Annotated in this window: 16 protein-coding genes; 12 read left to right on the forward strand and 4 right to left on the reverse strand. The window is 34.6% G+C overall.

The window, feature by feature from the left end:
- The first annotated feature begins 122 nt into the window (after nt 1–122).
- The 9 genes from ACEN2N_RS04185 (at nt 123) to ACEN2N_RS04225 (ending at nt 16,354) form a co-directional block, all read left to right on the forward strand.
- On the forward strand, nt 123–5,012 hold the full coding sequence (locus ACEN2N_RS04185; RefSeq protein WP_441823150.1) for a DNA repair ATPase: 4,890 nt from the start codon (nt 123–125) through the stop codon (nt 5,010–5,012).
- A gap of 97 nt (nt 5,013–5,109) precedes the next feature.
- Nucleotides 5,110–5,556, forward strand: a complete 447-nt coding sequence (locus ACEN2N_RS04190) for a KTSC domain-containing protein (RefSeq protein WP_423999940.1) — start codon at nt 5,110–5,112, stop codon at nt 5,554–5,556.
- Between the two features lie 31 nt (nt 5,557–5,587).
- Nucleotides 5,588–6,889, forward strand: a complete 1,302-nt coding sequence (locus ACEN2N_RS04195; RefSeq protein ID WP_441823151.1) for a DEAD/DEAH box helicase — start codon at nt 5,588–5,590, stop codon at nt 6,887–6,889.
- 37 nt (nt 6,890–6,926) lie between these two features.
- A complete protein-coding gene (locus ACEN2N_RS04200) occupies nt 6,927–8,477 on the forward strand; it encodes an SDR family NAD(P)-dependent oxidoreductase (protein WP_441823548.1) in 1,551 nt (516 codons plus the stop codon).
- A 127-nt stretch (nt 8,478–8,604) separates the two neighbouring features.
- Nucleotides 8,605–10,563, forward strand: coding sequence for a hypothetical protein (locus ACEN2N_RS04205; RefSeq protein WP_441823152.1), 1,959 nt, complete (start codon nt 8,605–8,607; stop codon nt 10,561–10,563).
- 3 nt (nt 10,564–10,566) lie between these two features.
- Nucleotides 10,567–11,400 (forward strand): DUF2490 domain-containing protein, encoded by an 834-nt coding sequence (locus ACEN2N_RS04210; RefSeq protein ID WP_441823153.1) that lies wholly within the window; start codon nt 10,567–10,569, stop codon nt 11,398–11,400.
- 22 nt (nt 11,401–11,422) lie between these two features.
- Nucleotides 11,423–12,259 carry an MORN repeat-containing protein gene (locus tag ACEN2N_RS04215; protein WP_441823154.1) on the forward strand — a complete coding sequence of 279 codons (837 nt, stop codon included), beginning with the start codon at nt 11,423–11,425 and terminating at the stop codon, nt 12,257–12,259.
- A 167-nt stretch (nt 12,260–12,426) separates the two neighbouring features.
- Nucleotides 12,427–15,429: a WD40/YVTN/BNR-like repeat-containing protein gene (locus ACEN2N_RS04220; RefSeq protein ID WP_441823155.1), complete on the forward strand. Its 3,003-nt coding sequence runs from the start codon at nt 12,427–12,429 to the stop codon at nt 15,427–15,429.
- A gap of 91 nt (nt 15,430–15,520) precedes the next feature.
- Entirely contained in the window at nt 15,521–16,354 is an 834-nt protein-coding gene (locus tag ACEN2N_RS04225; RefSeq protein WP_441823156.1) for a 3-keto-disaccharide hydrolase, read from the forward strand.
- Here the strand turns inward: ACEN2N_RS04225 and ACEN2N_RS04230 are convergent, their stop codons facing one another.
- A complete protein-coding gene (locus tag ACEN2N_RS04230) occupies nt 16,355–17,461 on the reverse strand; it encodes a Gfo/Idh/MocA family protein (RefSeq protein WP_441823157.1) in 1,107 nt (368 codons plus the stop codon).
- A gap of 196 nt (nt 17,462–17,657) precedes the next feature.
- Here ACEN2N_RS04230 and ACEN2N_RS04235 point away from each other — a divergent pair, with 196 nt between their 5' ends.
- The 3 genes from ACEN2N_RS04235 (at nt 17,658) to ACEN2N_RS04245 (ending at nt 21,224) form a co-directional block, all read left to right on the forward strand.
- A complete protein-coding gene (locus tag ACEN2N_RS04235; protein ID WP_441823158.1) occupies nt 17,658–18,164 on the forward strand; it encodes a GreA/GreB family elongation factor in 507 nt (168 codons plus the stop codon).
- 168 nt (nt 18,165–18,332) lie between these two features.
- Entirely contained in the window at nt 18,333–20,462 is a 2,130-nt protein-coding gene (locus ACEN2N_RS04240) for a catalase (RefSeq protein ID WP_441823159.1), read from the forward strand.
- Between the two features lie 123 nt (nt 20,463–20,585).
- The gene (locus ACEN2N_RS04245) at nt 20,586–21,224 is read left to right on the forward strand and encodes a fasciclin domain-containing protein (protein ID WP_441823160.1); all 639 of its coding nucleotides are present in this window, start codon (nt 20,586–20,588) and stop codon (nt 21,222–21,224) included.
- A gap of 71 nt (nt 21,225–21,295) precedes the next feature.
- Here ACEN2N_RS04245 and ACEN2N_RS04250 read toward each other — a convergent pair whose 3' ends face one another.
- From ACEN2N_RS04250 to ACEN2N_RS04260, 3 genes are all read right to left on the reverse strand, one after another.
- Nucleotides 21,296–21,853 carry a DUF4494 domain-containing protein gene (locus ACEN2N_RS04250; protein WP_441823161.1) on the reverse strand — a complete coding sequence of 186 codons (558 nt, stop codon included), beginning with the start codon at nt 21,851–21,853 and terminating at the stop codon, nt 21,296–21,298.
- A gap of 188 nt (nt 21,854–22,041) precedes the next feature.
- Nucleotides 22,042–22,716, reverse strand: coding sequence for a LytR/AlgR family response regulator transcription factor (locus ACEN2N_RS04255; protein ID WP_441823162.1), 675 nt, complete (start codon nt 22,714–22,716; stop codon nt 22,042–22,044).
- Nucleotides 22,709–23,803, reverse strand: coding sequence for a sensor histidine kinase (locus ACEN2N_RS04260; protein WP_441823163.1), 1,095 nt, complete (start codon nt 23,801–23,803; stop codon nt 22,709–22,711). Before ACEN2N_RS04260 ends, ACEN2N_RS04255 begins: the two co-directional genes overlap by 8 nt.
- Nucleotides 23,804–23,887: the final 84 nt, after the last annotated feature.

Genomic DNA, 23,887 nt, shown 5'->3' on the forward strand with positions numbered 1-23,887 from the left:
TAAACAACTGTAAAATTTCGTGGCAAGCCTCGAAGTGTTATCATCTCGATTATCGAGTAAATGCTTTTCAATGAGTGATTTAAAGTAAATTATTAATGTAATACTAAAGTCTAGTTACTTTTATGGCAGAAGAATCCCGAACAGACAAAACGGAAGAACATATTTTAGATGGTGGTACTTACGATGTAATTAAAAATCGACTGCAGAAGCAGAAAGAATTATTACAGAGTAAGCTCATCGAACTAAATGATGACAGAAAAACCGTATTCGGCTCATTAGAAACAAAACTTATTGCGAATGCCAGAATCAATACAGAAAACAACTGTATTGCACGCGACATTGTTTCTTTTGGTGATACGTGTCTGTTCGGGTATAATGTTCATTTCGGACTCAGAACCGAGATAACTATTAAAGACGTTTTTAGTAGTTTCACTTTTACAGAAAACAGTTTTAAAGCCGCTAGTCTTGAGTTGTTGGAAGATGAAACTTTCAAAACAGATTTTACAAACTTATACAAATACTATAGAAATACGATATTTTCCAATTTTGCCATCATCGGAAATTATCTTCATATGGTTTTTCAGTTAAGCGAAAGTCCGACTGATATTAAAACTTTTAAATGGCTACTGGTCGATAATGCTTTAAAGTATATTGATAACCGTAGTGAACATGAATACAGATTTCCGGTTCAGCAAGAATTTAAATGGCAAGAAGCTACACGAGATATGCAACGTTATGGTGTGCATCCTCATGTATCTATCAAAGACCGTGTGTTTGTAGAAACTATTGGTGGTGATCTTACTATCAAAATTGAAGATAACACTGCTGAAGGCAAAGGTATTTTAGATGAACCTGTAGAGTACGTTGATCAAACCCTTGATGATGGTCAGTATCGTTTTGGGGATTTGGGCAATCTTTTAATATTAGAAATAAAACCGTTTCAAGAATCGCCTCGCTACTTTGTTTTTAATGACAAAATGAAGGAGGTTCAGAAAATTGAATCGGTTAAAAATGCCTGTATTTTATTACCAGATGACCAGGGAATCATTTTTCCAACGGGTTATTATTTACAAACAGGAGAGTATCATATTTTTGATAATTCCATTCCCAATGTAAAATTCCAAGAACGTATTGTTTCCCCGAACGGAGAAGATTTTCTGTACGTTTTTTATTCTGCTGCAGAAGGGCTGTATAACCTTATGTCTTATAACATTATAAGTCAGGTTATTAAAACGCCTATAATTTGTAATGGATTCACAATTTTAGAAAATGGTGAGCTTTGTTACTTTAAAACGGAGCAAGAGCAAACCAAACATCATGTAGTTCAAATATGGCAAACTCCGTATTTAAAAGGAGATTACGTACCATCTCAACATGAAGATACACTGCTGTATAAAATCGGAAACAAAGATATTGTAAAAGCTATGGCAGAAGTCAACAGCTTAATTACCTTGTTGAATAAAAACGACAATTACGCCGGATTATATAGTGATATTGCAAAGTTCTCGAAAGATATATTAGATGCGTATTATTGGCTGCCTGAACCAGATACACATCAATTAAACGAGCCTATTCAAGAAATCAACAAAGCATCTAACGCTGCTATTGATGAGTTTGAAAAGGTAGTACAACTTCGTAAAAATGCTCAAAATCAGTCTAAATTAATACAGCAAAACTCAGAAGAGTTATTTAATAAAATTAAAAGTACCTCATTTAAAAGTATCGATGAGTTTGTTGCACTACTTACTAGACTGCGATCTTTAAGAGGCGAAGCTATTTCGTTAAAAGAAGTGAGGTATATTGATTTGGAGTATTTAGAAGTACTCGAAGAGCAAATAGCAGAACAGACCAAGAAAATATCTGAACGCTGTGTTCAATTTCTTTTGAATCCGAATGCGCTACAACCGTATCACGATGCTTTAAAAGACAAGAAGGATTTTATTGCCAAAGTTGAAAAGGTAATTGAAGCTAAGGAGAAAGAAGAAGAAATTAATGAAATCAGTGCCGATCTTGAAATGTTGATCGATATTGTTTCAAATTTAGAGATTGAAGACACAGCTCATTCCACAAAAATAATCGATGATATTTCATTGATTTTCTCTACCATAAATGAACTTAAAGCTGCTTTAAAAAACAAGAGGAATTCTCTTGGCATATCTGAAGCTAAAGCGGAGTTTGCTGCACAATTAAAATTGATCGATCAAAGTATCATCAATTATCTAGATATGGCAGCTACACCAGAAAAGTGTGATGAATATCAGACAAAAACTTCTATTCAATTAGAAGAACTCGAGGGTAAATTCACAGAATTTGAAGAGTTTATTGAAACAATCATTGAAAAGAGAGAAGAGGTATATGCTGCGTTCGACGCCAGAAAGAACTCTTTAATTGAAAAGCGTAATAAGAAATCTAGTGCATTAGCAAATGCATCTAGCAGAATTTTAAAAGGTGTTCAGAAAAAGGCACAGAGCTTTGATACTGCCGTAGAAATCAACGGATACTTTGCTTCCGATTTAATGATCAATAAGCTTCGAGATATCATTTCTCAATTACAAGAACTTGATGATAGCGGTAAAGCTGAAGAGATTGAAACACAACTTAAGACCGCTCGTGAAGATGCGCTTAGAAAATTAAAAGATAAGTTAGACCTTTATGAAGAGGGCGATAGTATAATTCGCTTAGGAAAACACAAATTCGGAGTAAATAAGCAACAGTTAGACTTAACTATTGTTTTTCATAATAATGAACTTAATTATCATTTAACAGGTACCGATTTTTATAAGGTACTGAATAACGAAAAGTTCATTAAAAACCGACATTTATGGGATCAAGAATATGTTTCAGAAACTGATGATATATATCGTTCAGCTTATTTAGCATTTAAGATATTTAGAAATTTCACTGAAGATGATTTGCTTCTGCTAAGTGAAGAAGAGCTTTTGAAAGTTGTTCAAGAACAAAGTAGAAACGACTATTCTGAAGGTTATATTAAAGGGGTTCATGATGTAGATGCATCAAGAATACTAAGGCTTTTAGTACATAAGCACCATGAATTAGATTTGCTCATATACCGACCAGAAATACGTGGTTTCGCCCAATTTTTCTGGAACGATTTAGATAAGGATGTTAAGAATGAATTAGATAAAGGTTTAAAGGCTGCAGGTGAGGTTTTACAATACTTCCCAGAATCTAAAGAATATGCTTCGATTATAGAGGAGTTAAAAAAGAAAATTGAGGTATTTGCTACAGATACAAGATTATTTGATTCACTTTTAAGCGAAGATATTGCTGCATATTTGTTCGAAGAACTGAAATCTGATTCTGAGTTTGTCTACAGTAGCTTTGCCCTTCAATTAAAGGATGAGTTTTTAAAATTACTTAAATCGCAACAGGCAGATTTAAAGTTTAAGAAAAGTGTAGAAGAATCTGCCAATCTTGCAACTAGGGTTCGCTTAGTGAAGCAATGGGTAGGTGCATTTTTAAAATCTAAAAAAGACGTTGACGATTTAACAAACAGTAATAGATACGAAAATGAAATTGTCGCAGCCATTTTGTTTAGAGATGAATCTTCTTCTAAAATTAAAGCTGTTTCGCCTAATGAAATTTTAAAAGACTTAAGAGGTTCTCATGCTACAATTGTGGAAGGCGTCTATTCATTCAATTATCATGATTTTATCTCTAGGTTGAATTTATTCGTAGTAGATGAAGTTCCTGCTTTTCTTAAGTTTAAAAAGACGAAGCTTGAAATCACTGAAAAATTAAAGACCGATTTAAAGTTAGAAGAGTTTAAGCCAAGAGTGCTTACTTCTTTCGTACGAAACAAATTAATAGATGAAGTTTATCTACCAATTTTCGGGAATAATTTAGCCAAACAATTGGGTACTGTAGGTGCGAACAAGCGTACCGATAGAATGGGTATGTTGCTGTTGATATCTCCGCCAGGTTACGGTAAAACTACCTTGATGGAGTACATTGCCAATCGCCTAGGTTTAATTTTCGTTAAGATTAACGGACCTGCAATTGGTCATGAGGTAACGAATGTTGATCCTGCCTCTGCAAAGAATAGTGCTGCCCGAGAAGAACTTAAAAAATTGAATCTTGCTTTTGAAATGGGGAATAATGTGATGCTCTATATCGATGATATTCAGCATTGTAATCCGGAGTTTCTACAGAAATTTATATCGCTATCAGATGGTACCCGTAAAATAGAAGGTGTATATGAGAATCAACCTAAAACTTATGATTTACGTGGTAAGAAGTTCTGCGTAATTATGGCGGGTAACCCATATACGGAAAGCGGAGATAAATTTCAGATTCCAGATATGTTAGCCAACCGTGCCGATATTTATAATCTTGGTGATATTATTGGTGAGACCGAGCATTTATTCAGACTTAGCCTTATTGAAAATTCGCTTACCGCCAATCCAATATTACAACAATTGGCGAGCAAAGAATTTGACGATGTATATACTTTGGTAGAACAAATTGAGTCTAAGTCTGATGAAGGTCAACTTATCGGAAACCATTCTAGTCAAGAAGTTGAAGAATATAAAAAAGTTCTTGAGAAAGTTTTACGGGTAAGAGATGTATTGTTGAAAGTAAATGCAACGTACATTAAAAGTGCTGCCATGCAAGACGAATACCGTACGGAGCCTTCTTTTAAACTTCAAGGTTCTTATCGAGACATGAATAAATTAGTGGCTCAGATTGTACCCATTATGAACGAAAAAGAACTAAACACCATGTTACGTTCACATTACGAGAACGAAGCGCAAACTTTGACTGGTTCAGCAGAAGCTAATTTATTAAAATACAATGAGTTAATAGGCAATCTTTCAATTGAAGAAGATACACGCTGGAGCGCTATTAAGGAGCAATTTGTTAAGAATAATAAAATCAAGAGTTTTGGTAATGCTAATGAGATGGCACAAGTGCTTTCGCAAATGATGGAATTTTCTGAAAATCTTGCAGGTATTAAGTCCGTTCTTGAAAAAGGTCTAAATAATGAGTAACTAATATTTAGTCAATTATTTTTTTCTTTTATTCCTGAAATTCAGGCATCCACGTCAAAATAAAGATGTAATTTTGCACCCGCAAAAAAGCTGCATTATGAAGCGTATTAATGAATATAAAAAACTCTTCGGAGTTGAAAAAGAAATTGAACTTAAAGCACTTAAGTCTACTTACAGAAATTTGGTGAAAGAATGGCACCCAGATAAATTTCAAGAAGGTGATGACAAAAGAGAAGAGGCTGAAGTTCAAAGTCGTCGTATCATTGACGGATACCACTTTTTAGTGAGTATCGCTCCAGAAACTAAAGAGGCTAACAAAGAGGTTTACAACGAGTCTATCAACTCTGGTGTTGCCGATTTTCAGCACAACGGTTTGGTATTAGAGGTTACTTTTGTTGATGGTGCTACGTACGAGTATTTCGGAGTAACGAAGCCTATTTTTCAGAAAATGATCAATTCTAATAAATTGAACAGATTCGCGAAAAGAAGTATTTTTCCAAATTATTTGTACAGAAAATCGAAACGTGACCTTCAAGAGGCATAATCGAATATAAATTAACGGTGATTAAAGACGCATGAAAAATCAAAAAGAGATTTTATCAAAATTGAATATTGATGCGTTAAATCCGATGCAAGAGAGCGCATTAGATGCTATCTCATCATCGAATAATACCATATTACTTTCTCCGACCGGTACAGGAAAAACCTTGGCTTTTCTTTTACCGGTTTTAGATTTTATGGACCATGATAATCCTGAAGTCCAGGTATTGATTCTGGTACCTTCTCGAGAATTAGCTATTCAAATTGAACAGGTTATTCGTAATATGGGTACTGGTTTTAAAGTGAATGCCATTTATGGTGGTAGGGCAATGTCTAAAGATAAAATAGAGCTAAAACATACTCCGGCAATTTTAGTTGGAACGCCTGGTAGAATTCTTGACCATTTTATGGCAGACCGTTTTACCAAAGAGCATATTAAAACTTTGATTCTTGACGAATTCGATAAATCTTTAGAAGTCGGTTTTGAAGAGGAAATGAGTGAAATTCTAGCGGAACTACCTAACCTCAAAAAACGTATTCTTACTTCAGCAACTGAGGGTGTTAAGATTCCGAAGTTTGTGGGTATGGAGAATCCGAAGCGTGTCAACTTTCTCAATAAAGTAACTCCGTCACTACTTACAATCAATACTGTAATTTCTGAAGATAAAGACAAGTTGAAAACACTTGTACAATTGTTGAAATATATAGGTGAAGAACCTGGTATAATCTTTTGCAATTTTAAAGAAAGTATTGATAGTGTTAGTGACTATTTAAGTCAGAAACGTATTCAGCATGAGTGCTTTTCTGGTGGTATGGAACAGAAAGACCGAGAGCGTGCTTTAATTAAATTCAGAAATGGTAGCAGTCGTATATTGATTGCTACAGATTTAGCTGCTAGAGGAATAGATATACCCGAATTAAAATTCATCATTCATTACGAATTACCACATCGTATCGAAGAGTTTACCCACCGTAATGGTAGAACTGCGCGTGTAAATGAAACAGGAACTGCCTATGTTTTACAATGGGATCAAGAATCTTTACCTCCTTTTATAAAGAAGTCTAAGCCTATAAACATTGGTAAAACTAATAAGTTAGGAGATCCTCTTTGGGAAACCTTATTTATTTCTGGCGGAAGAAAAGATAAAATATCTAAGGGTGATATTGCGGGACTTTTCTTTAAGCAAGGCGGTTTGATTAAAGAGCAATTAGGTGATATTGAACTTAAGCAAGATTGTGCTTTTGTAGCAGTACCTAAAAGCAAATCAGTTAAACTTGTAAGCGAGTTAAATAACTCCAGATTAAAAAAGAAAAAAGTGCGCATTACCGTACTTTAATCATAGTTAGTATTTTTGCCCTTTTTAAGGTAGTATGATGAAGGATAAACAACACGAGAACGAAACTGATATCGATTTAAACGAGATTGAAAATTGTATTGAAATTTTAAATCGTTTGGTAACCGATACCAATCAAATATTTGAAATTCCTGAAGATAGAAGAATTGCCTTAATTAAAGTTGCCGGTCAGTTATCTCGCCCTAACAAGCAAGAGTTTGCTAAAAGGGTTAAAGACGCTAAACGTAACGAGAAAAGAAAGCAAGCAGTTCGCGATAAGCATGCTCGTAAAGAAACAGGTATAAGAAGTGCTCGCGAAGCGCATGTTTTTGTTGCTCCGAAGTTATTATCTGCCGCTGTTTTAGAAACTAAAGATTTACCCGAACTTACCACACCTAGAAATTGCTACGTTTGCAAGGCTGAGTTTACACAACTTCATCATTTTTACGATACCATGTGTACCGATTGTGGTGATTTTAATTATGCAAAGAGATTCCAGAATGCCAATGTAAAAGGTCAGGTTGCGGTTATTACCGGATCTCGCTTAAAAATTGGTTATCATATTACTTTAATGCTTTTACGTGGCGGAGCTACAGTTATAGCCACCACGCGTTTCCCTGTAGATTCTGCACTTCGTTTTTCTAAGGAGGAAGATTTTACGGAGTGGGGGCATCGACTAAAAATTCACGGATTAGATTTACGCCACATACCTAGTGTTGAAATCTTCTGTAACTTTATTGAGCAGCAATATGACAAACTTGATATCTTAATAAATAACGCTGCACAAACGGTGCGCAGACCCGCAGGTTTTTACCATCACTTAATGGAAAATGAAGAACGAGAATTTTCTTCTTTACCGAAGTTTGCCCAAATGGTATTAAGCGACCATGAAAGTTGTTTAGACGAGTTAAAATCATTTAGTTCTAAAGCTTCTCCTAATCAAAACATGCCGGTTACTTGGCACGGACCAGAACCTGGTATTGGTTTACGAGCCTCTGCGAAACTGTCTCAAATACCATATAGTTTTGATAATGCTTTGGTAGCCCAAGAGGTTTTCCCAACGGGAGAATTGGATGCCGACTTACAACAAGTAGATTTACGTAAAACCAATAGCTGGAGGTTAAAGTTAGGTGAAATTGAAACCACCGAAATGATTGAGGTTCAGCTCGTTAATTCAGTAGCTCCTTTTGTGTTATGCAACCGTTTGGCAGAATTGATGAAGAAAGAAAATACGGGTCAAAAACATATTATCAATGTTACGGCCATGGAAGGTAAATTCCACCGTTTCTTTAAAGAATCTCGTCATCCACATACCAATATGGCAAAGGCAGCCCTGAATATGTTGACGCATACTGCTGCCGGTGAATTGGCTAAAGACGGAATTTTCATGAATGCTGTCGATACGGGTTGGGTAACCGATGAAGATCCTGCTGAATTGGCTAAAAAGAAACAAGAAGTTCACGATTTTCAACCACCTCTAGATATCGTTGATGGCGCTGCTCGTGTAATGGATCCTTTATTTGACGGTATTAATACCGGAAAACATTGGTGTGGTAAATTCTTAAAAGACTATTTTCCAATAGATTGGTAGTTACATTATTCTTAAAAAATGTTGTTTTTATTGCTGCATTCCAAATTGTTTAGAAACATTTAATAAAAAGTCAAAACTCTTATCGTTCTAATTTACTAGTCTGAATCTATTTTCGTTTTTTTGCGGCATGATTAGGCTAATTATCAAACCATTACTACAATTTCTTGTATTTATAGTTGTCGGAATTTCTATTCCGATGAACGGTCAAGAAACACAAACATATAACGGACCTTTACAAATAGGTAAGTATAACGGTAAAGCAACGTACTCTTATAAAATTATTGAGAACGATACTGTTCTCGATGGCGATTTTACGGTACTACGTTCAAATCTTCAAGAACTTTTAGAGAAGCAAGATTATTCGTTTCAATTTAAGGGAGCTTTCGTTGATGGCACCGCAAACGGACCATGGAAGTTTCAATTTGGAGAATTTAACTCCAAGAGTCAATCTGAAATCATAGATTACCAATACCGCGTTTTGGTAAGTGGAATTCAAAAATCCGCTAGTGGAAAAATTCAAATGGGTAAACCCAATGGTAAGTGGACCATTTTAGAAGAACAGATTGAAAATTCTGAAATATCAAAAACCTTGTTTAAAAGTGTTGTTTTTTTTGACAACGGTATTCCACAACAGAATTTTAGTATAAATAATGAAAACTATACGCTAGTAGGTAGATTTCTACGAGATGGACTCGCTCATGATGAGTGGTCGTTGTTTCCTTCAAACGGAATGGATCAATCTGAAAGTTGGTATTTTAAAGATGGCTTATTGCAATCGATTAGGGTGGATGACGAAAGTGATCATAAAACTATAAAAGGATACAAAGGCTACAACGGGCAAACTAAAATCATTAATTTAAATGCGGGTTATATTAAAGCCTTAGAAATTCAACTTTCGCAAGTAGATGTTGACATTCTACATCATAATAGTTTACCAGAACTTTTAAAGCAAAATGCAGCACGTTATCAAGAGGTTGACGACATTTTATCTGAATTAGGTAAGTCAGAATTTCTTCCTGAATTTAAAGTCAAGGTTCCTTATTATCCGTTAGATTCTTTAGAAGTCTCTAAGGTTGATAGCATCGTATCCTATTATAAAAAAGGAAATGAATTAAGTGAATCTATACTACACAATTCACAATTGAATATTCTAAAATTATCTGATACCAATACAGCGTATCAGTACAACACCGTACTTCACCTAAAAGAAAATTTTCTTACCCCTATTCAAGAAATTGTAAGTTATGATTCTTTGGGTATTTTGGAATATACATCGCGCCAACAGCTAATAAACCATGTATTTCCTACAGGAATGCCAAAATCTAAAGTGGATATTGAGATGCAAATAGATAGTGTAACATCTTCTAAGTTGTATACAATTACTTCAAATGCTGTAACTAATACCAATAATTCTAAGATAGCGAATATTGAGGCTGTTGCTAAAATGGGATATGACGGTATTCTGTCTATTGCCAACGAAGTTAAAGAAACACTAGCGCAAGAAAAAAGACAAAATGAATTGGCTAGTTTAGAAGAGGAAATCATATTACAAAACGATTCATTAGTAACTTTTATTGAAGCAATAAAGGATAGTGTTCCACTAAAATATGCCAATTCTTTACATCAAATTAAATCTTTTGCGAGTACAATATTGAACGATTACTCTAAAGTGAAATCTGCTCAAAACAGATTAGCTGCTGCTAGAAATACGGTTGAATGTCTTGACAATTTAAACGATTTATCAAGAACAGTTTCGCAAATGCCAGTGTACCATACGGGTATAAAAGAAAGTTATACCGATCGTATTTGGAATCCGTTTATGGCAACATTGATGGATGAGGATATTAAAAAGAAAATCACATCAGCTTATTCCAAAATTTTAGAACCTTACTTCTTATCTGAAATAGAACAACATATATCGTGTGAGACTATTGAAAAATTAAACAAAACTATTACAGCTACGTACAAAAAGGTTCTAGAACTAAAAGATCAAGACACCAAAAAGCTGGAAAGAAAGCTCAAAAATGAAAAAGACCCTGTTACCGTATTAGAGATGTTGAATGTACAAAACACTACAAAGCAATAGCCTATGAAAACGTTTCGTACACATTTCGTAAAGCTTTCTTTTTTAATGCTTTTTGCCTTTGTTTTTAAAGGATTAGCACAAGAAAAAGAAGCCGTAGAATTGCCAGAATATTCGAAGTATAAAGATTTAGGAACAAAAACCTGGATTAATACTTACGGGAATATTAGAATTAGCAAACGCTTATTTTGGGATGCACAAACGCATTTAAGATTAGAGGAAACGGAAGCTACACCATTTTTTGGTCAGGTAGCTCAGGTGTATAATAGACATGCTATTGGGTATATACACTCGAAATATTTCAATGTTCGTTTAGGCGGAGTGTTACGTTTAAACTTCAATACAGATGAAGCCTCTACGGATCGTAATTTAGTACCTGAATGGCGTATTTGGCATCAGTATCAATTTGCGCAGTCATTGTCGAGTATGATGATTTATCACCGTATTCGTATTGAACATCGTTGGACACAAAGTTTTGTGGAGAATAGTGAATACATATTTAGAAACCGATGGAGGTATATGTTCAGAATGAAGATCCCTTTGAACAATCATAAGCTAAAACCTAAGACTTTTTATTTAGCTCCTGAGGCTGAATTAATTATGCAAAGTGGAAAAGCGGTTGTCGCTAGCCCTATGGAAGATTTACGATTAACGACTACTTTGGGCTATATTCTTACACCAAGATTAACTGTTGCGGCAGGAGCCATGTATTCTCAGGGTCAAGATCTAAAGAACGGCGGATATTACAAGCAAAGTTGGGCGATGCGTTTTCACGTATACTATTCACCAGATTTTAGAAAGGTTAAAAACAAGCTTCCAGAAATTCACTTAACAGATTAATACCATAGAGCAAACAAACACTATGAAAAAAAGAGATGTAACATTCTACAGTCTGTTAGCCATCACATCTGTACTGGCAATTTATTTTGGCATCAAATCAAGCACGCTGCAAAATGAAATAGGGGAGAGTAGCAAGGTAAAAAAGGAGTTAGATGTTCTTGTAACTGGTAATAAAGAATTAATCGCAATCGATTCTGTTTTAATGAAAGGCGATTATAATAAAGCTATTGAATCTTATACTACTACACTTCAAAATCACGAAGAGTTGAATTCCGTTATTCCATTACGTATTGCTCTTGCTAAAAAGTTAATGCAAAACAATATTGTAAATGCTTCTAATGAAGAAACCAAAAAAACATCCGTCGATTCAATTGCTATTGCCCCAATTGCGCAAAGTGAAATTAGAAGTATTGATTCTTTAAGTTTTGCATTAGAAAAAGCTCGCGTTCAACTAAGTAACATGCGCAAGCAATTGAACAATAAATCATTTGGAGAATACCTTAGTTTTACTAGTAAAAAAGGAACTGGATTGCATTATGTTGGTCAAGTAAAAAACAACAAGGCCAATGGTATCGGCATTGCCGTACTTGAAACGGGTAGCAGGTATGAAGGCGAATGGAAAGACAATCTACGCGAAGGTAATGGCACATTTTACTGGCCTGACGGTGAATATTATATTGGTAGTTACAAAGATGATATGCGAAATGGTGAAGGCACTTATTTTTGGCCTAACGGTGAAAAATACAAAGGACAGTGGAAAAACGACAAGCGAAATGGCAAAGGTATTTTTCATAAGAAAGAAGGCTCTGTCATAAGTGGTATTTGGGAAAATGATAAGCTTAAAGATACTGACAAGTAGATATACGCTATAATAACAGCATATTATATAAATTTCTGCAACGAGAGTACGTCAAATCTCAATATGTAATTGTCAAATTAAGAAAATCGTAAAAATGATTTTCAGTATATGTTATACGTATCAGTTTAAGTAACTTTAGGTTTTAACCAACCTATTATTTAAACTAAATGAAAACCCTTGTTCGTTTCCTTTCCATTTCTACATTTTTACTAAGTACAACCTTAGTTCTAGCCCAAGATTTTTCCGCATTTGAATACCGTACTATTGGTCCGTCGCGAGGTGGTCGTGTTACTACGGTTACTGGTACTCCTGTTTTACCAGGTACTTTTTACCTAGGTGCATCTGGTGCCGGTGTTTGGAAAACAGATGATTATGGCACATCTTGGAATAATATTTCTGACGGATTTTTTGATACTCCCTCTATTGGTGCTATTGAAGTTGCTCTTAATGACCCTAATATCGTTTATGTGGGAACTGGTTCTGACGGACTACGTAGTAACATCATCAGCGGAAAAGGAGTTTATAAATCTATAGATGCCGGAAAAACTTGGGACCATATTGGACTAGCTAAAGCCGGACAAATTGGTGCCGTGGAAATTGACCCTACCAATAATAACATCGTTTGGGTAGCGGCAATTGGTGATGCTTTTAAAGCTAATGAAGAACGTGGTATCTATAAAACTATAGATGGTGGTGCTACTTGGGAAAAAATGCTTCACATATCTAATACTACCGGATTTGCAGATTTAGAGCTATTACCGGGTAATCCTAATGTTGTTTATGCTGCTGCTTGGAAAGCACAACGTACTCCTTGGACAATTCTATCTGGTGGAGAGAACAAAGAAGGCGGTATATATAAATCAGTTAATGGAGGTAAAGATTGGATAAAGCTGGAAACAGGATTGCCAAAAGGATTGATAGGTAAAATAGATTTAGCGGTATCTGCCGTAGATTCTAGTTTACTTTATGCAGTAATAGAAGCTCCAGGCGATGAAGGCGGAGTTTACAAATCTGTTAATCAAGGAAAAACATTCGTGCAAACGTCAAGTAATAAAGGTTTGGTCAACAGACCATTTTATTATACAAACATAGAGTTAGACCCAACCAATCCTGATATTGTGTATTCTAATGCCAATCCGTTATTAAAGTCTACGGATGGTGGTGAAAACTGGACAATGATGGCTGTACCACATGGCGATAATCATGATATCTGGATAAACCCTAATAATACTGATTTATTAATTCAGTGTAATGATGGTGGTGCTAATGTTTCTCATAATGGTGGTAAAACATGGTCTTCACAATTCAACCAACCAACAGCTGAAATTTATCAGGTAGCGGTAGATGATCAATATCCTTATTGGATCTATGGTGCTCAACAAGATAATACCACCATTGCAATTCCAAGTTCTGCGCCAAGTGGAACTTCTGCTCAAGGTACACAGGTAATGATTGAAGTTGGTGGTTGTGAAACAGGTCCGTCAATTCCAAAACCTGGCAATCACAATATCGTTTACAACAATTGTAAAGGACGCTTTAGTGTTTATAATAAAATAACAGGTACAGGTAGAGAATACTCTATCGGTGCTTCCAATATTTACGGTCACAACCCTAAAGATTTAAAATACAGGTTTCAACGAGTAGCTCCTGTTCACGTATCTCCACATGATCCTGATGTAGTTTACATGGGTTCTCAATTTGTGCATAAAACAAGAAATGACGGAGTTATTTGGGAAACTATTTCTCCAGATTTAACTGCCTTTGAAGCAGATAAGCAAGTGATTTCAGGAAGTCCAATAACGAGAGACATTACCGGTGAAGAATATTACAGTACAATTTATTCGATAAGAGAATCTAAAATAAAGAAAGATCTTATTTGGACGGGATCTAATGACGGTGTTGTTTCAATAACCCAAAATGGCGGACAAACATGGTCAAATGTTACACCTAAGAAAATGCCAAAAGGAGGAAGAGTTGAATCTATAGAACCTTCCCAATTTAATCCCGCGAAAGCATATATATCTGTTGATAGACATTTGTTGGGTGATGCTACTCCGTACTTTTATAAAACCGAAGATTATGGTAAAACTTGGGAGTTATTGAGTACTGCTTCAAACGGAATACCATCTGACTATACCGCTAAAGTATTACGTGAAGACCCAGAAACTGCTGGACTTTTATATGCAGGTACAGAATATGGTATGTTCGTTTCTTTGGATGATGGAAAAGTTTGGAAAACATTTCAACAAAACTTACCTGTAACGCCAATTACAGATGTAATTATTCACAGAGGTGATCTAATATTAAGTACAATGGGCCGCGGATTTTGGATTCTTGATAATATTACTTCGCTAAGAAATTCTGAAATAACTAATTTAAAGGATGCACCAATATTATTTAAACCCGATACAACAATACGATATAGAACCGGTAGAGCTTCAGGTGATTTTCCTAATTATCCGGCTACGGGTGTACTAATTGATTATTACCTCCCCAATGATTTAACTAATGATGTCAAATTAGAAATATTGGATGCTAACAAAAAATCTATTGTCACCATTGTAAGTGATTCCACTCAATTAAAATCAACATCTGAAAAGATTGAAGACATGGGTTTAAGTATGACCTTTACGTATTTAGATGCCAAACTTGAAACTAAGAAAGGATTAAATCGATTTACTTGGGATTTAAAACAGAAAGGAGCTTGGAGCGATAAGAAATCAAGGTCTTTTAAAAACGGACCTATGGTTCCACCAGGCATATATACCGCGAGGTTAATAGTCGGGAAACAAAATTTAGAGCAATCATTCGAAATACTAGTGGATCCTCGGTTAGAAAAGGAGGGTATTACCAATTCAACTTTCATAGAACAACTAGAATTTCAAAACAAGGTCATTAATTTGTTGTCAGAAGCAATTAAATTTCAAGTAACATTAGAAGGCGAGCTTAAAAAAAGTACAAATTCAGAAAAAAAAGCTTTATTGGATACTATTCTGAAAAAACTTAAAAATGCAGAAGGTGCTTATCCGCAGCAAATGTTGATTGCTCAAATATCGTATTTATCATACATCATTGGCGATGCTGATAAGGAAATTGGTAAAGATGCTAAAGAGCGATACTCTGAATTAGTTTCTGAATTTAATCTGTTAAAAAATGAGTCAGCATTTTAGAGTTAAACTGTAAAAAAAATCAAAGTATAGGTGCATGAATTGACATGCCTTTTTTTGTTACTTTTAAAATTCAAGAACTAAATGCATCAATATGAATTTGAATAAAAATGTTTGGCTATCGCTATTTTCAATTCTTGTATTATCAATTATAGTTTCGTGTGGCACGAAAAAATCAGATGCTGAAAAAGAAGATAAAGTTGAAAATACTAAAGAAAATACGGCGACAGAATGGGTTTCTATTTTTAATGGAAATGACTTAACTGGATGGACCATTAAAATTCCTGGACATGAATTAGGTGAAAATTTCGGCAATACCTTAAGGGTAGAAGATGGTATTTTAAAAGTTAGGTATGATGAATACGGACCGGAATTTGGCGATAGGTTCGGTACAGTATATTATGATAAATATCTTACCAATTATAGATTAAAGGTTGTGTATAGATTTGTGGGAGAAACGGCACCAGGTGCTCCAACTTGGGGCTATCGTGATAGTGGAATTCAATTTCATGGCCAACCGCCAGCAACTCAAAAGTTAGATCAAGCCTTTCCTGTTTGTTTAGAATTTAATTTTCATGGAGGAAATGGAACAGACGAACGCCCATTAGGTGCTGCGTGCACTAACGGAATGTTCATAGAGCATAATAGAGTACAGAATAAAACAACTTGCATACCTGCTGATGTTTTAAAAACATTTCACGGCGATCAGTGGGTTACTGCTGAAATTGATATTAAAGATGGTTTAATTATCCACTACGTTAATGGTGAAGAAATTTTAAGATACTCCAATCCAACTTATAATATTGAAAACGCTACAGCAAAATTGTTGATGACCAATGGGGACAAAAGAGTAAAAGGTGGCTTTATCTCCTTACAGTCAAACAGCCACCCTATTGATTTTCGTTCTATTGAACTTATGGAATATTAATTACAAGGTAACTTTCTCTCCGGTTTTTGCCGCTAAGAAAATTGCATCTATAATTTTCATATCCTTAACGCCTTCCTCTCCGTCAACTGGTACAATGGGTTGTACACCATCAAAAATTAATGCTGCCATACCGTCCATTTGTAATGTTTGGTGTGTGATGTGTGGTTGGGTCAATTTTCCTTCATGCGTGCGCCCCTCTATAGGTCCATATCCTGTGGAAGGTTGCATCTCAACAAATCCTTTTGATCCAGTCATATAAAACCTGTCTAAATTGCTCATGTTATAAGTTGAAAGGCAATTTGCCACTGCACCACTAGGGAAACCCATTTGAAACTGAATGGTCTCATCAATACCTTCTTTAAATTTTACCGGATCTGTTTTTGTTTCCTGTGCGGTAACCCAAATAGGTTCTTCGCCTAGCATATATCTTGCTCCGTTTATAGAGTAAATACCAATATCCATCATGGCACCACCACCAGACAATTCCTTATTTAAACGCCATTGTGTAGGATCACCAATGGTAAATCCAGATTGACCTTGAAAAAATTTAGTATCACCAAATACACCGTCTTTTCGCATTTGAATAACTGCTACTGTTTTAGGTTCAAAATGCATTCTATATCCAATCAGTAATTTTACGTTAGCTGCTTTACAAGCATCAACCATTTGCTGACCTTCCTCAGCATTAATACCCATTGGCTTTTCAGAAATTACATGCTTACCTGCTTTAGCTACTCGTAACGTCTGATTTTTATGCAATCCATTTGGAGTTATAATGTAGACTGCATCAATATCTGGATTATCTTTTATGGCATCGAAATTTTCATAGTTATAACAGTTCTTTGCCGGAATACTATATTTAGATTGCCATTGCTTGACCTTAGAAGGAGTTCCGCTAATGACACCCATCAACTTTGCTCTTTGACAAGATATCATAGCTTCTGCTACTCGTGTACCATAACTACCTAATCCCATAATAGCAACCTTTAAAATTGGTCCATCATACGGTTCCGTATCATTGGCAAATAGTTGTGCCGGACTATATAAAAGTGGTAAACCTATTGCGGTAACAGATAATTTTTCTATAAAATTTCTTCTTGAGCTCATATTTTGTTGTTGTTTATTAAGTACCTAAATATAATGAAACTGGAAGTGTAATAATCACATTGAATTTGAATTTATTGTTAGGAATAGAGTATGCTACCTTCCTTTCTTTATAAATTACTAATTGAGATAATTAAATATTGAATCTCATTAATACTACCCATGCACAGTGGCTAACTTTATTCTAAATTACAGAGTAATGAGTAGAGGGTTCGTAAAAGAAGAAGATCAAGAAGAAATACCAATGGTACCGCCAAGGGCAGATTTGCCTCTTGGAGCAATTAATTACGTGACAAAAAACGGATTTAATAAGCTGTTAGAAGAACGGCAGAAGCTACAAAATGAAAAGGAATCTTTACCAAACGACAATGAAAAGGAACGTCGTATAACCAGTAATTTAATAAACGCCAAATTACAATTATTGAATGAACGCATTTCTAGTGTAAAAATGGTAAACCTAGAGGAACAACCCAAAAATGAAGTTAGGTTTGGAGCAACGGTCTCTTTATTGATTGATTCTGCTAAAACTGATCAAGAGTTTCAAATTGTAGGGGTTGATGAAGCAAATATTGCTGAAAATAAAATATCGTTTCTTTCTCCTATTGCCAGAATATTAATTTCTAAAAAAGTAGGTGATAGTGCAATTTTAAATTTAGGTAAGGTAGAACGGTTGTTTAAAATCACTAATATATCTTACTCTAATTAAATTCAACTCACCTATCAACCTCTTATAATTCAAACTCTTAAGATTTAATTCTCCTAGTATATAACTACATCATCTATTCTTATTTGAGCTCTTTTTATTTTTTTCACAGCTAATCATAACTACTGGTTACTTATAATTTTATTATTCAGAATAAAACACCCTAACACTATGAAGAACGATAAAACTGACAATAAAAAAATTAAGGATTTAGAGAAGTCCAAAAAGGATATGTCCGGTAAAGCATTGACCACCAACCAAGGTTTAAAAGTCAATGACACGAATAACAGCTTAAAATCTGGCGAGCGTGGATCAACTTTATTAGAAGACTTTTTACTACGTGAAAAAATAACAAATTTTGACCATGAAAGAATACCAGAACGCATTGTACATGCTCGTGGTAGCGCGGCTCATGGATATTTTGAGCTTTATGATAGTTTAGAAGAATATAGTAAAGCTGGTATTTTCACTGATACTGCAAGAAAGACTCCTGTTTTTGCTCGTTTTTCAACGGTTGCAGGCTCTAAAGGCTCTCCAGATTTGGCAAGAGATGTAAGAGGTTTTGCCGTAAAGTTCTATACACAAGAAGGCACATGGGATTTGGTTGGGAACAACATGCCCATATTTTTTATTCAAGATGCCATGAAATTTCCTGATTTAATTCATTCGGTTAAACCAGAACCTAATAAAGAAATTCCACAAGCTGCCTCAGCGCATGATACTTTTTATGATTTCGTTTCTTTAACTACAGAAACTCTTCATAATCATATTTGGGTGATGAGCGACCGTGCAATTCCAAGAAGTTTACGAATGATGGAAGGTTTTGGAATTCATACATTCAGATTGATCAATGATAAAGGGGAAGCTCATTTCGTTAAATTTCATTGGAAACCAAAATTGGGTGTACATTCCGTTACCTGGGAAGAAGCTGTAAAAATAAATGGTGCAGATCCAGATTTTCATCGTAGAGATTTATGGGATGCCATTGAATCAGGACACTACCCAGAATGGGAATTAGGTGTACAAATTGTACCTGAAGAAGATGAGCATAAATATGATTTTGATTTATTGGATCCAACAAAATTAATACCTGAAGAAATGGTACCTGTTAAAATAATAGGTAAAATGACTTTGAACAGAAATCCAGAAAACTTTTTTGCTGAGACAGAACAGGTTGCATTTTTACCTGGGCATATAGTTCCAGGTATAGATTTTACAAATGATCCTTTATTACAAGGGCGTTTATTTTCTTATCGCGATACTCAGTTATCTAGATTGGGTAGTCCTAATTTTCATCAAATTCCAATTAATCGTCCTATTGTGGAAACGCATAATAATCAGCGTGATGCCCATATGCAGATGGATATACCTAAAGGACAAACAGCATATTTTCCAAATAGTTTAAGTGGTGGTTGTCCACATCTTTCAAAAATGGCTGAAGGAGCTTTTCATTCTTATGAAGAGCGAATTGATGCTAAGAAAATAAGAACAAGGAGTGAAAGTTTTAATGATCATTTCTCGCAACCTGCATTGTTTTACAGAAGTTTAGCAGATTGGGAAAAAGAACATGTAGCTGCCGCATATACTTTTGAATTAGGAAAATGCAACCATGATCATATTAAACAACGTATGCTTTGGCTAATTTCACAAATTGATACCGACCTCTCTAAAGAAGTAGCGGAAGGACTTGGTATGGAAATACCATCTACTATAGATAAACCTATTAATCAAGCCATAGGAGCAGATGCGGATATAGAAAAACACCAACCTGGTAAGAAGAAAATTTATTTAGAGAAGTCTGAAGCACTGAGCATGGCCAACACCAAATTTGACAGTATTGCAACTAGACAAATAGCTGTATTAGCAGCCGATGGATTTAGCATGAAGAATTTCAAACCTTTTAAACAAAAATTAGAAGAAGAAGGTGCTGTAGTTAAAATTGTAGCTCCACACGGTGGTTCCATAAAGTGCGACGAAGGTATGTCACATAAAGTTGATGCTGCAATTGCAACTACCGAAAGTGTACTATTTGATGCTATTTACATTCCTGGTGGTGAGAAATCCATAAATACATTGCTTAATAATGGAAAATATTTAAAGTTTATAAATGAGACTTTTAAGTATTGCAAAGCTATCGCTGTTAATGATGAAGGTGAGGAGCTATTAAATGCTTCCTTCGTAGTTAATTTTAAAGAGGACAAAGCTATTCATGTTAATGACACTGCATCTAATTTTGTAAGCAGTATCGCTAAACATAGAAATTGGGAAAGAAGACAACATACCAATAACGTTCCGGTATAAATTCAATATTCCTCACATATTAAAATCCATTGAATGTAACATACTTTAATAGAATATTTCAATGCAAGACAATAATGGAAATCTAAGTTAAAATAGTACGTAAATAATTAAACATAGTTAATTATGAAAACTCGAAATATTAAAAATTTAGTTTGTATTGCTGTAGCAGTTCTTGCTTTGAGCTCATGTAAAGACCAAGCAAAAATAGACGCTGATAAAAAAGCTATGGAAGAGAAAATTTCCATGGAAGAAAGTAATATGAAAGCTGAAGAGGCTAAAGTAAAAGAAGAAACGAAGAAAAAAGAAATGATGGCAACCAGTATTGCAGCAGTAGCTAGCAATAACGAAGAACTATCTACATTGGTTTCTGCTTTGAAAGCTGCAGATTTAGATAAAATGTTATCGGAACCTGGAAGTTATACTGTTTTTGCTCCTTCAAATAATGCTTTTGAGAAGCTACCTAAAAAAATGTCTATTGCAGAATTAGGAAAACCTGAAAACAAAGAATTATTGACCCAGGTACTTCAGTATCATGTAGTTTCTGGAGAAATTACTAGCGATAAACTGGTAGAAGCTATAAAGGGAGCAAATGGAAAGTATACATTTACAACGGTTGGCGGTAAAGATTTAACGGCAAGCCTTAAAGGAGAGAAAATTGTTTTAAAAGATGAAAAAGGGAACAAGACTGAAGTTGTTCTTGGAAATGTAAAAGCTTCTAACGGAGTGGTACATATTATTAATAATGTGCTTTTAATGAAGTAAATTTTAAACTGCTATGAATAAAAAAGAGGACCCATCGGATCCTCTTTTTTATACTATTTAACCAACTGTGCTTATTCTTCGCTAGACAATATGTCACTCATTTCTAATTCTTCATCCATTGAATTATCAACCGGAACTGAATCTTTCAAAACATTGAATTTTTCTACACGCTCCATATCATCCTCTTCACCAGAGAAATAAGGAAAAACATCCATAATTGGAGATTCCGCTATAGAAGGTACAGAGTATTCACCCATTGTATCTTTCATAACACTAATGGTATTATCATAAGCTTCCTTTACGTCGTTGGCCTGTATCAATAAATACATATTGGTTTTACGTTCTTTGCCACTTTCTTCATCAAAAGCAATTAGCGATACTTTTGATTTAAACCATCTGTCTGAATTCTCGAACGGATGAATTTCAGCAAAATTAGCAACCTTAATATTCGTAATTTTTATTTCTTCGGTATCGCTTAAATAAGCCGACATTTCTTCTGTAATTCTGCTTTCTGCTTCGGTATACGAAATAGCATCAACCAGAAAAGGTTCTGTTTTCACTTTCAACATACCTGAAGCTTCATCAAGCTTTCTATATTTTATTTTACACTCATACCAAGTTGCGCTCATATTTTCTATTTTTTTTGGGGTGCTAAATATACTCGTTAGCCATAGTTTGCAACGTCAAAAAATGTAATAGATATTCACAATTTAACGGTCGTGATGATAGTACGCTAAAAATTAGACACTTAGAGATATGTTGAATAATTCATGAATTTTGAACTATTGCAAAGTGTAAGAATGGAAAGGAATCTCGATTAAAACAATTCTTCTTTTACTTGGTCATAATACGAATCGCTAATAGGTATTATAACATCAGACAGTAGTAAATCTCTGCCTTTTAATCCCGTTACGCTATTCTTATTAATAATATAAGATCGATGAACTCTCATGAACATAGAACTCGGCAACTCTTGTTCTAAAGCTTTTAATCGCTGATTGCTAATTATTTTCTTATCACCTAAATGGAAGGTAACATACTCACTATCACTAACTACATAAAGAATATCCTCATATTTTACTTTATGTAGGTCATAGCCAGATTTTATAGTAATGGTATCGGTCTTTTCAATGATTTTACTCGGTTTCACTTTATTTACGGCAGTAACAAAACGCTCAAACGTTATCGGTTTTAATAGGTAATCAACTGCATTTAACTCATAGCCTTCTAAGGCGTATTGTGAGTATGCTGTGGTAAAAATTATCTTAGTATTGGAATCAACCATTTTGGCAAAATCTGTTCCTTTAATTTCGGGCATTTGAATATCCAAGAACAACACGTCTACGTCATGTTCTTTCATTAATTGTAAAGCCTCTAACGGATTCTCAGCCTCGCCTACCAAATTTAAATAATCTAACTTTTGTATATAAGTTATGAGTAGGGCACGTGCCAATTCTTCGTCATCTACGACTATACAATTTATTCTATTCATTCAATTGAAGTTTTAAATTCACTTTAAAAGCCTCTGTGGTTTCATTTATAACCAATTCATGTCGGTTTGGATATAGAATTGCCAAACGTTTCTTTACATTTTCTATTCCAATACCACCAACATCATCCTTTACTATCTTAAATTCAGGTTTACTATTCTCTAATTCAAAATCAAGACTATTTTCGGTAGCATTAATTTTTAGATTAATAAATGTACCAGTTACTTTTTCAATATTACTATGCTTTAAGGCATTTTCCAAAAAAGGAATCAATAACATGGGTACAATTTGAATATTCTGGTTTTCTATAGAAAAAGAAGTCGTTATAGGATATGTTTTACTGCTTTTAAGACAAAACAATTTTATATAATTTTCAATATAATCTATCTCTTTATAAAGCGGTACAATCTCTTGCTCACACTCATACAAAACATACCTAAGCATATCAGACAAATAACTAATACTCTTTTGCGTTCTTCCAGAATCTATTGCAGATAATGCATATATATTGTTTAAGGCATTGAATAAAAAATGCGGATTGATCTGCGACTTTAACAGCTTCAATTCTGTTTGTAATGCTTCATTTTTATTAATGACTATTTCCTCTTCTTTGCGCTGAGCTAATAGAAATATCTCCACAAGCGTACCAATCACATAGGCAATTGCAATCAATAATAAATTGATAAAGAACCGCGATGGAGGTCTACGGTTACTTTCTAATGGTGGTCCATTTTCAAATCTAGGTCCTGACCCTGGTCCAAGCCCTTCGGGTCTCGGTCCTAATCTAGGTCCAGGTGCCTGGTCTACGTTTTCTAACCCAAGTATCTGGTTTGGTACAACGTTGGTTAACACTAAAGTGACTACAAAAACTGTGATTAAAGAGACAATAGTAAATGCTATATACTTTTTCTTTAATAATAGTTGAGGAACCGTATAGTAGATTAATATGGCAATAACTAATATCTGAAATACGAGAGCCATTCCGTTTACCACTGCAAATTGAATATCACTTCCGCTAAAAATCCAAGCAGTTGACCAAATCAGTAACCATAGTGCTACGTGAAATATAAAATTCTTATGTCTGTTCATGTTGCAAATAAAAGGAATAATAATTCAAACAAACCCCATAAACAAGGCTATAAACCGGTGATATTAAAGTGTTCGCTGTCCAAA

This window comes from Maribacter spongiicola (assembly GCF_052119685.1).
Classification (GTDB): domain Bacteria; phylum Bacteroidota; class Bacteroidia; order Flavobacteriales; family Flavobacteriaceae; genus Maribacter; species Maribacter spongiicola_A.

Bases quoted from the DNA above. Each gene is read 5' to 3' on its own strand.
- ACEN2N_RS04185 (WP_441823150.1), top strand. From the start codon at position 123: ATGGCAGAAGAATCCCGAACAGACAAAACGGAAGAACATATTTTAGAT.
- ACEN2N_RS04190 (WP_423999940.1), top strand. From the start codon at position 5,110: ATGAAGCGTATTAATGAATATAAAAAACTCTTCGGAGTTGAAAAAGAA.
- ACEN2N_RS04195 (WP_441823151.1), top strand. From the start codon at position 5,588: ATGAAAAATCAAAAAGAGATTTTATCAAAATTGAATATTGATGCGTTA.
- ACEN2N_RS04200 (WP_441823548.1), top strand. From the start codon at position 6,927: ATGAAGGATAAACAACACGAGAACGAAACTGATATCGATTTAAACGAG.
- ACEN2N_RS04205 (WP_441823152.1), top strand. From the start codon at position 8,605: ATGATTAGGCTAATTATCAAACCATTACTACAATTTCTTGTATTTATA.
- ACEN2N_RS04210 (WP_441823153.1), top strand. From the start codon at position 10,567: ATGAAAACGTTTCGTACACATTTCGTAAAGCTTTCTTTTTTAATGCTT.
- ACEN2N_RS04215 (WP_441823154.1), top strand. From the start codon at position 11,423: ATGAAAAAAAGAGATGTAACATTCTACAGTCTGTTAGCCATCACATCT.
- ACEN2N_RS04220 (WP_441823155.1), top strand. From the start codon at position 12,427: ATGAAAACCCTTGTTCGTTTCCTTTCCATTTCTACATTTTTACTAAGT.
- ACEN2N_RS04225 (WP_441823156.1), top strand. From the start codon at position 15,521: ATGAATTTGAATAAAAATGTTTGGCTATCGCTATTTTCAATTCTTGTA.
- ACEN2N_RS04230 (WP_441823157.1), bottom strand. From the start codon at position 17,461: ATGAGCTCAAGAAGAAATTTTATAGAAAAATTATCTGTTACCGCAATA.
- ACEN2N_RS04235 (WP_441823158.1), top strand. From the start codon at position 17,658: ATGAGTAGAGGGTTCGTAAAAGAAGAAGATCAAGAAGAAATACCAATG.
- ACEN2N_RS04240 (WP_441823159.1), top strand. From the start codon at position 18,333: ATGAAGAACGATAAAACTGACAATAAAAAAATTAAGGATTTAGAGAAG.
- ACEN2N_RS04245 (WP_441823160.1), top strand. From the start codon at position 20,586: ATGAAAACTCGAAATATTAAAAATTTAGTTTGTATTGCTGTAGCAGTT.
- ACEN2N_RS04250 (WP_441823161.1), bottom strand. From the start codon at position 21,853: ATGAGCGCAACTTGGTATGAGTGTAAAATAAAATATAGAAAGCTTGAT.
- ACEN2N_RS04255 (WP_441823162.1), bottom strand. From the start codon at position 22,716: ATGAATAGAATAAATTGTATAGTCGTAGATGACGAAGAATTGGCACGT.
- ACEN2N_RS04260 (WP_441823163.1), bottom strand. From the start codon at position 23,803: ATGAACAGACATAAGAATTTTATATTTCACGTAGCACTATGGTTACTG.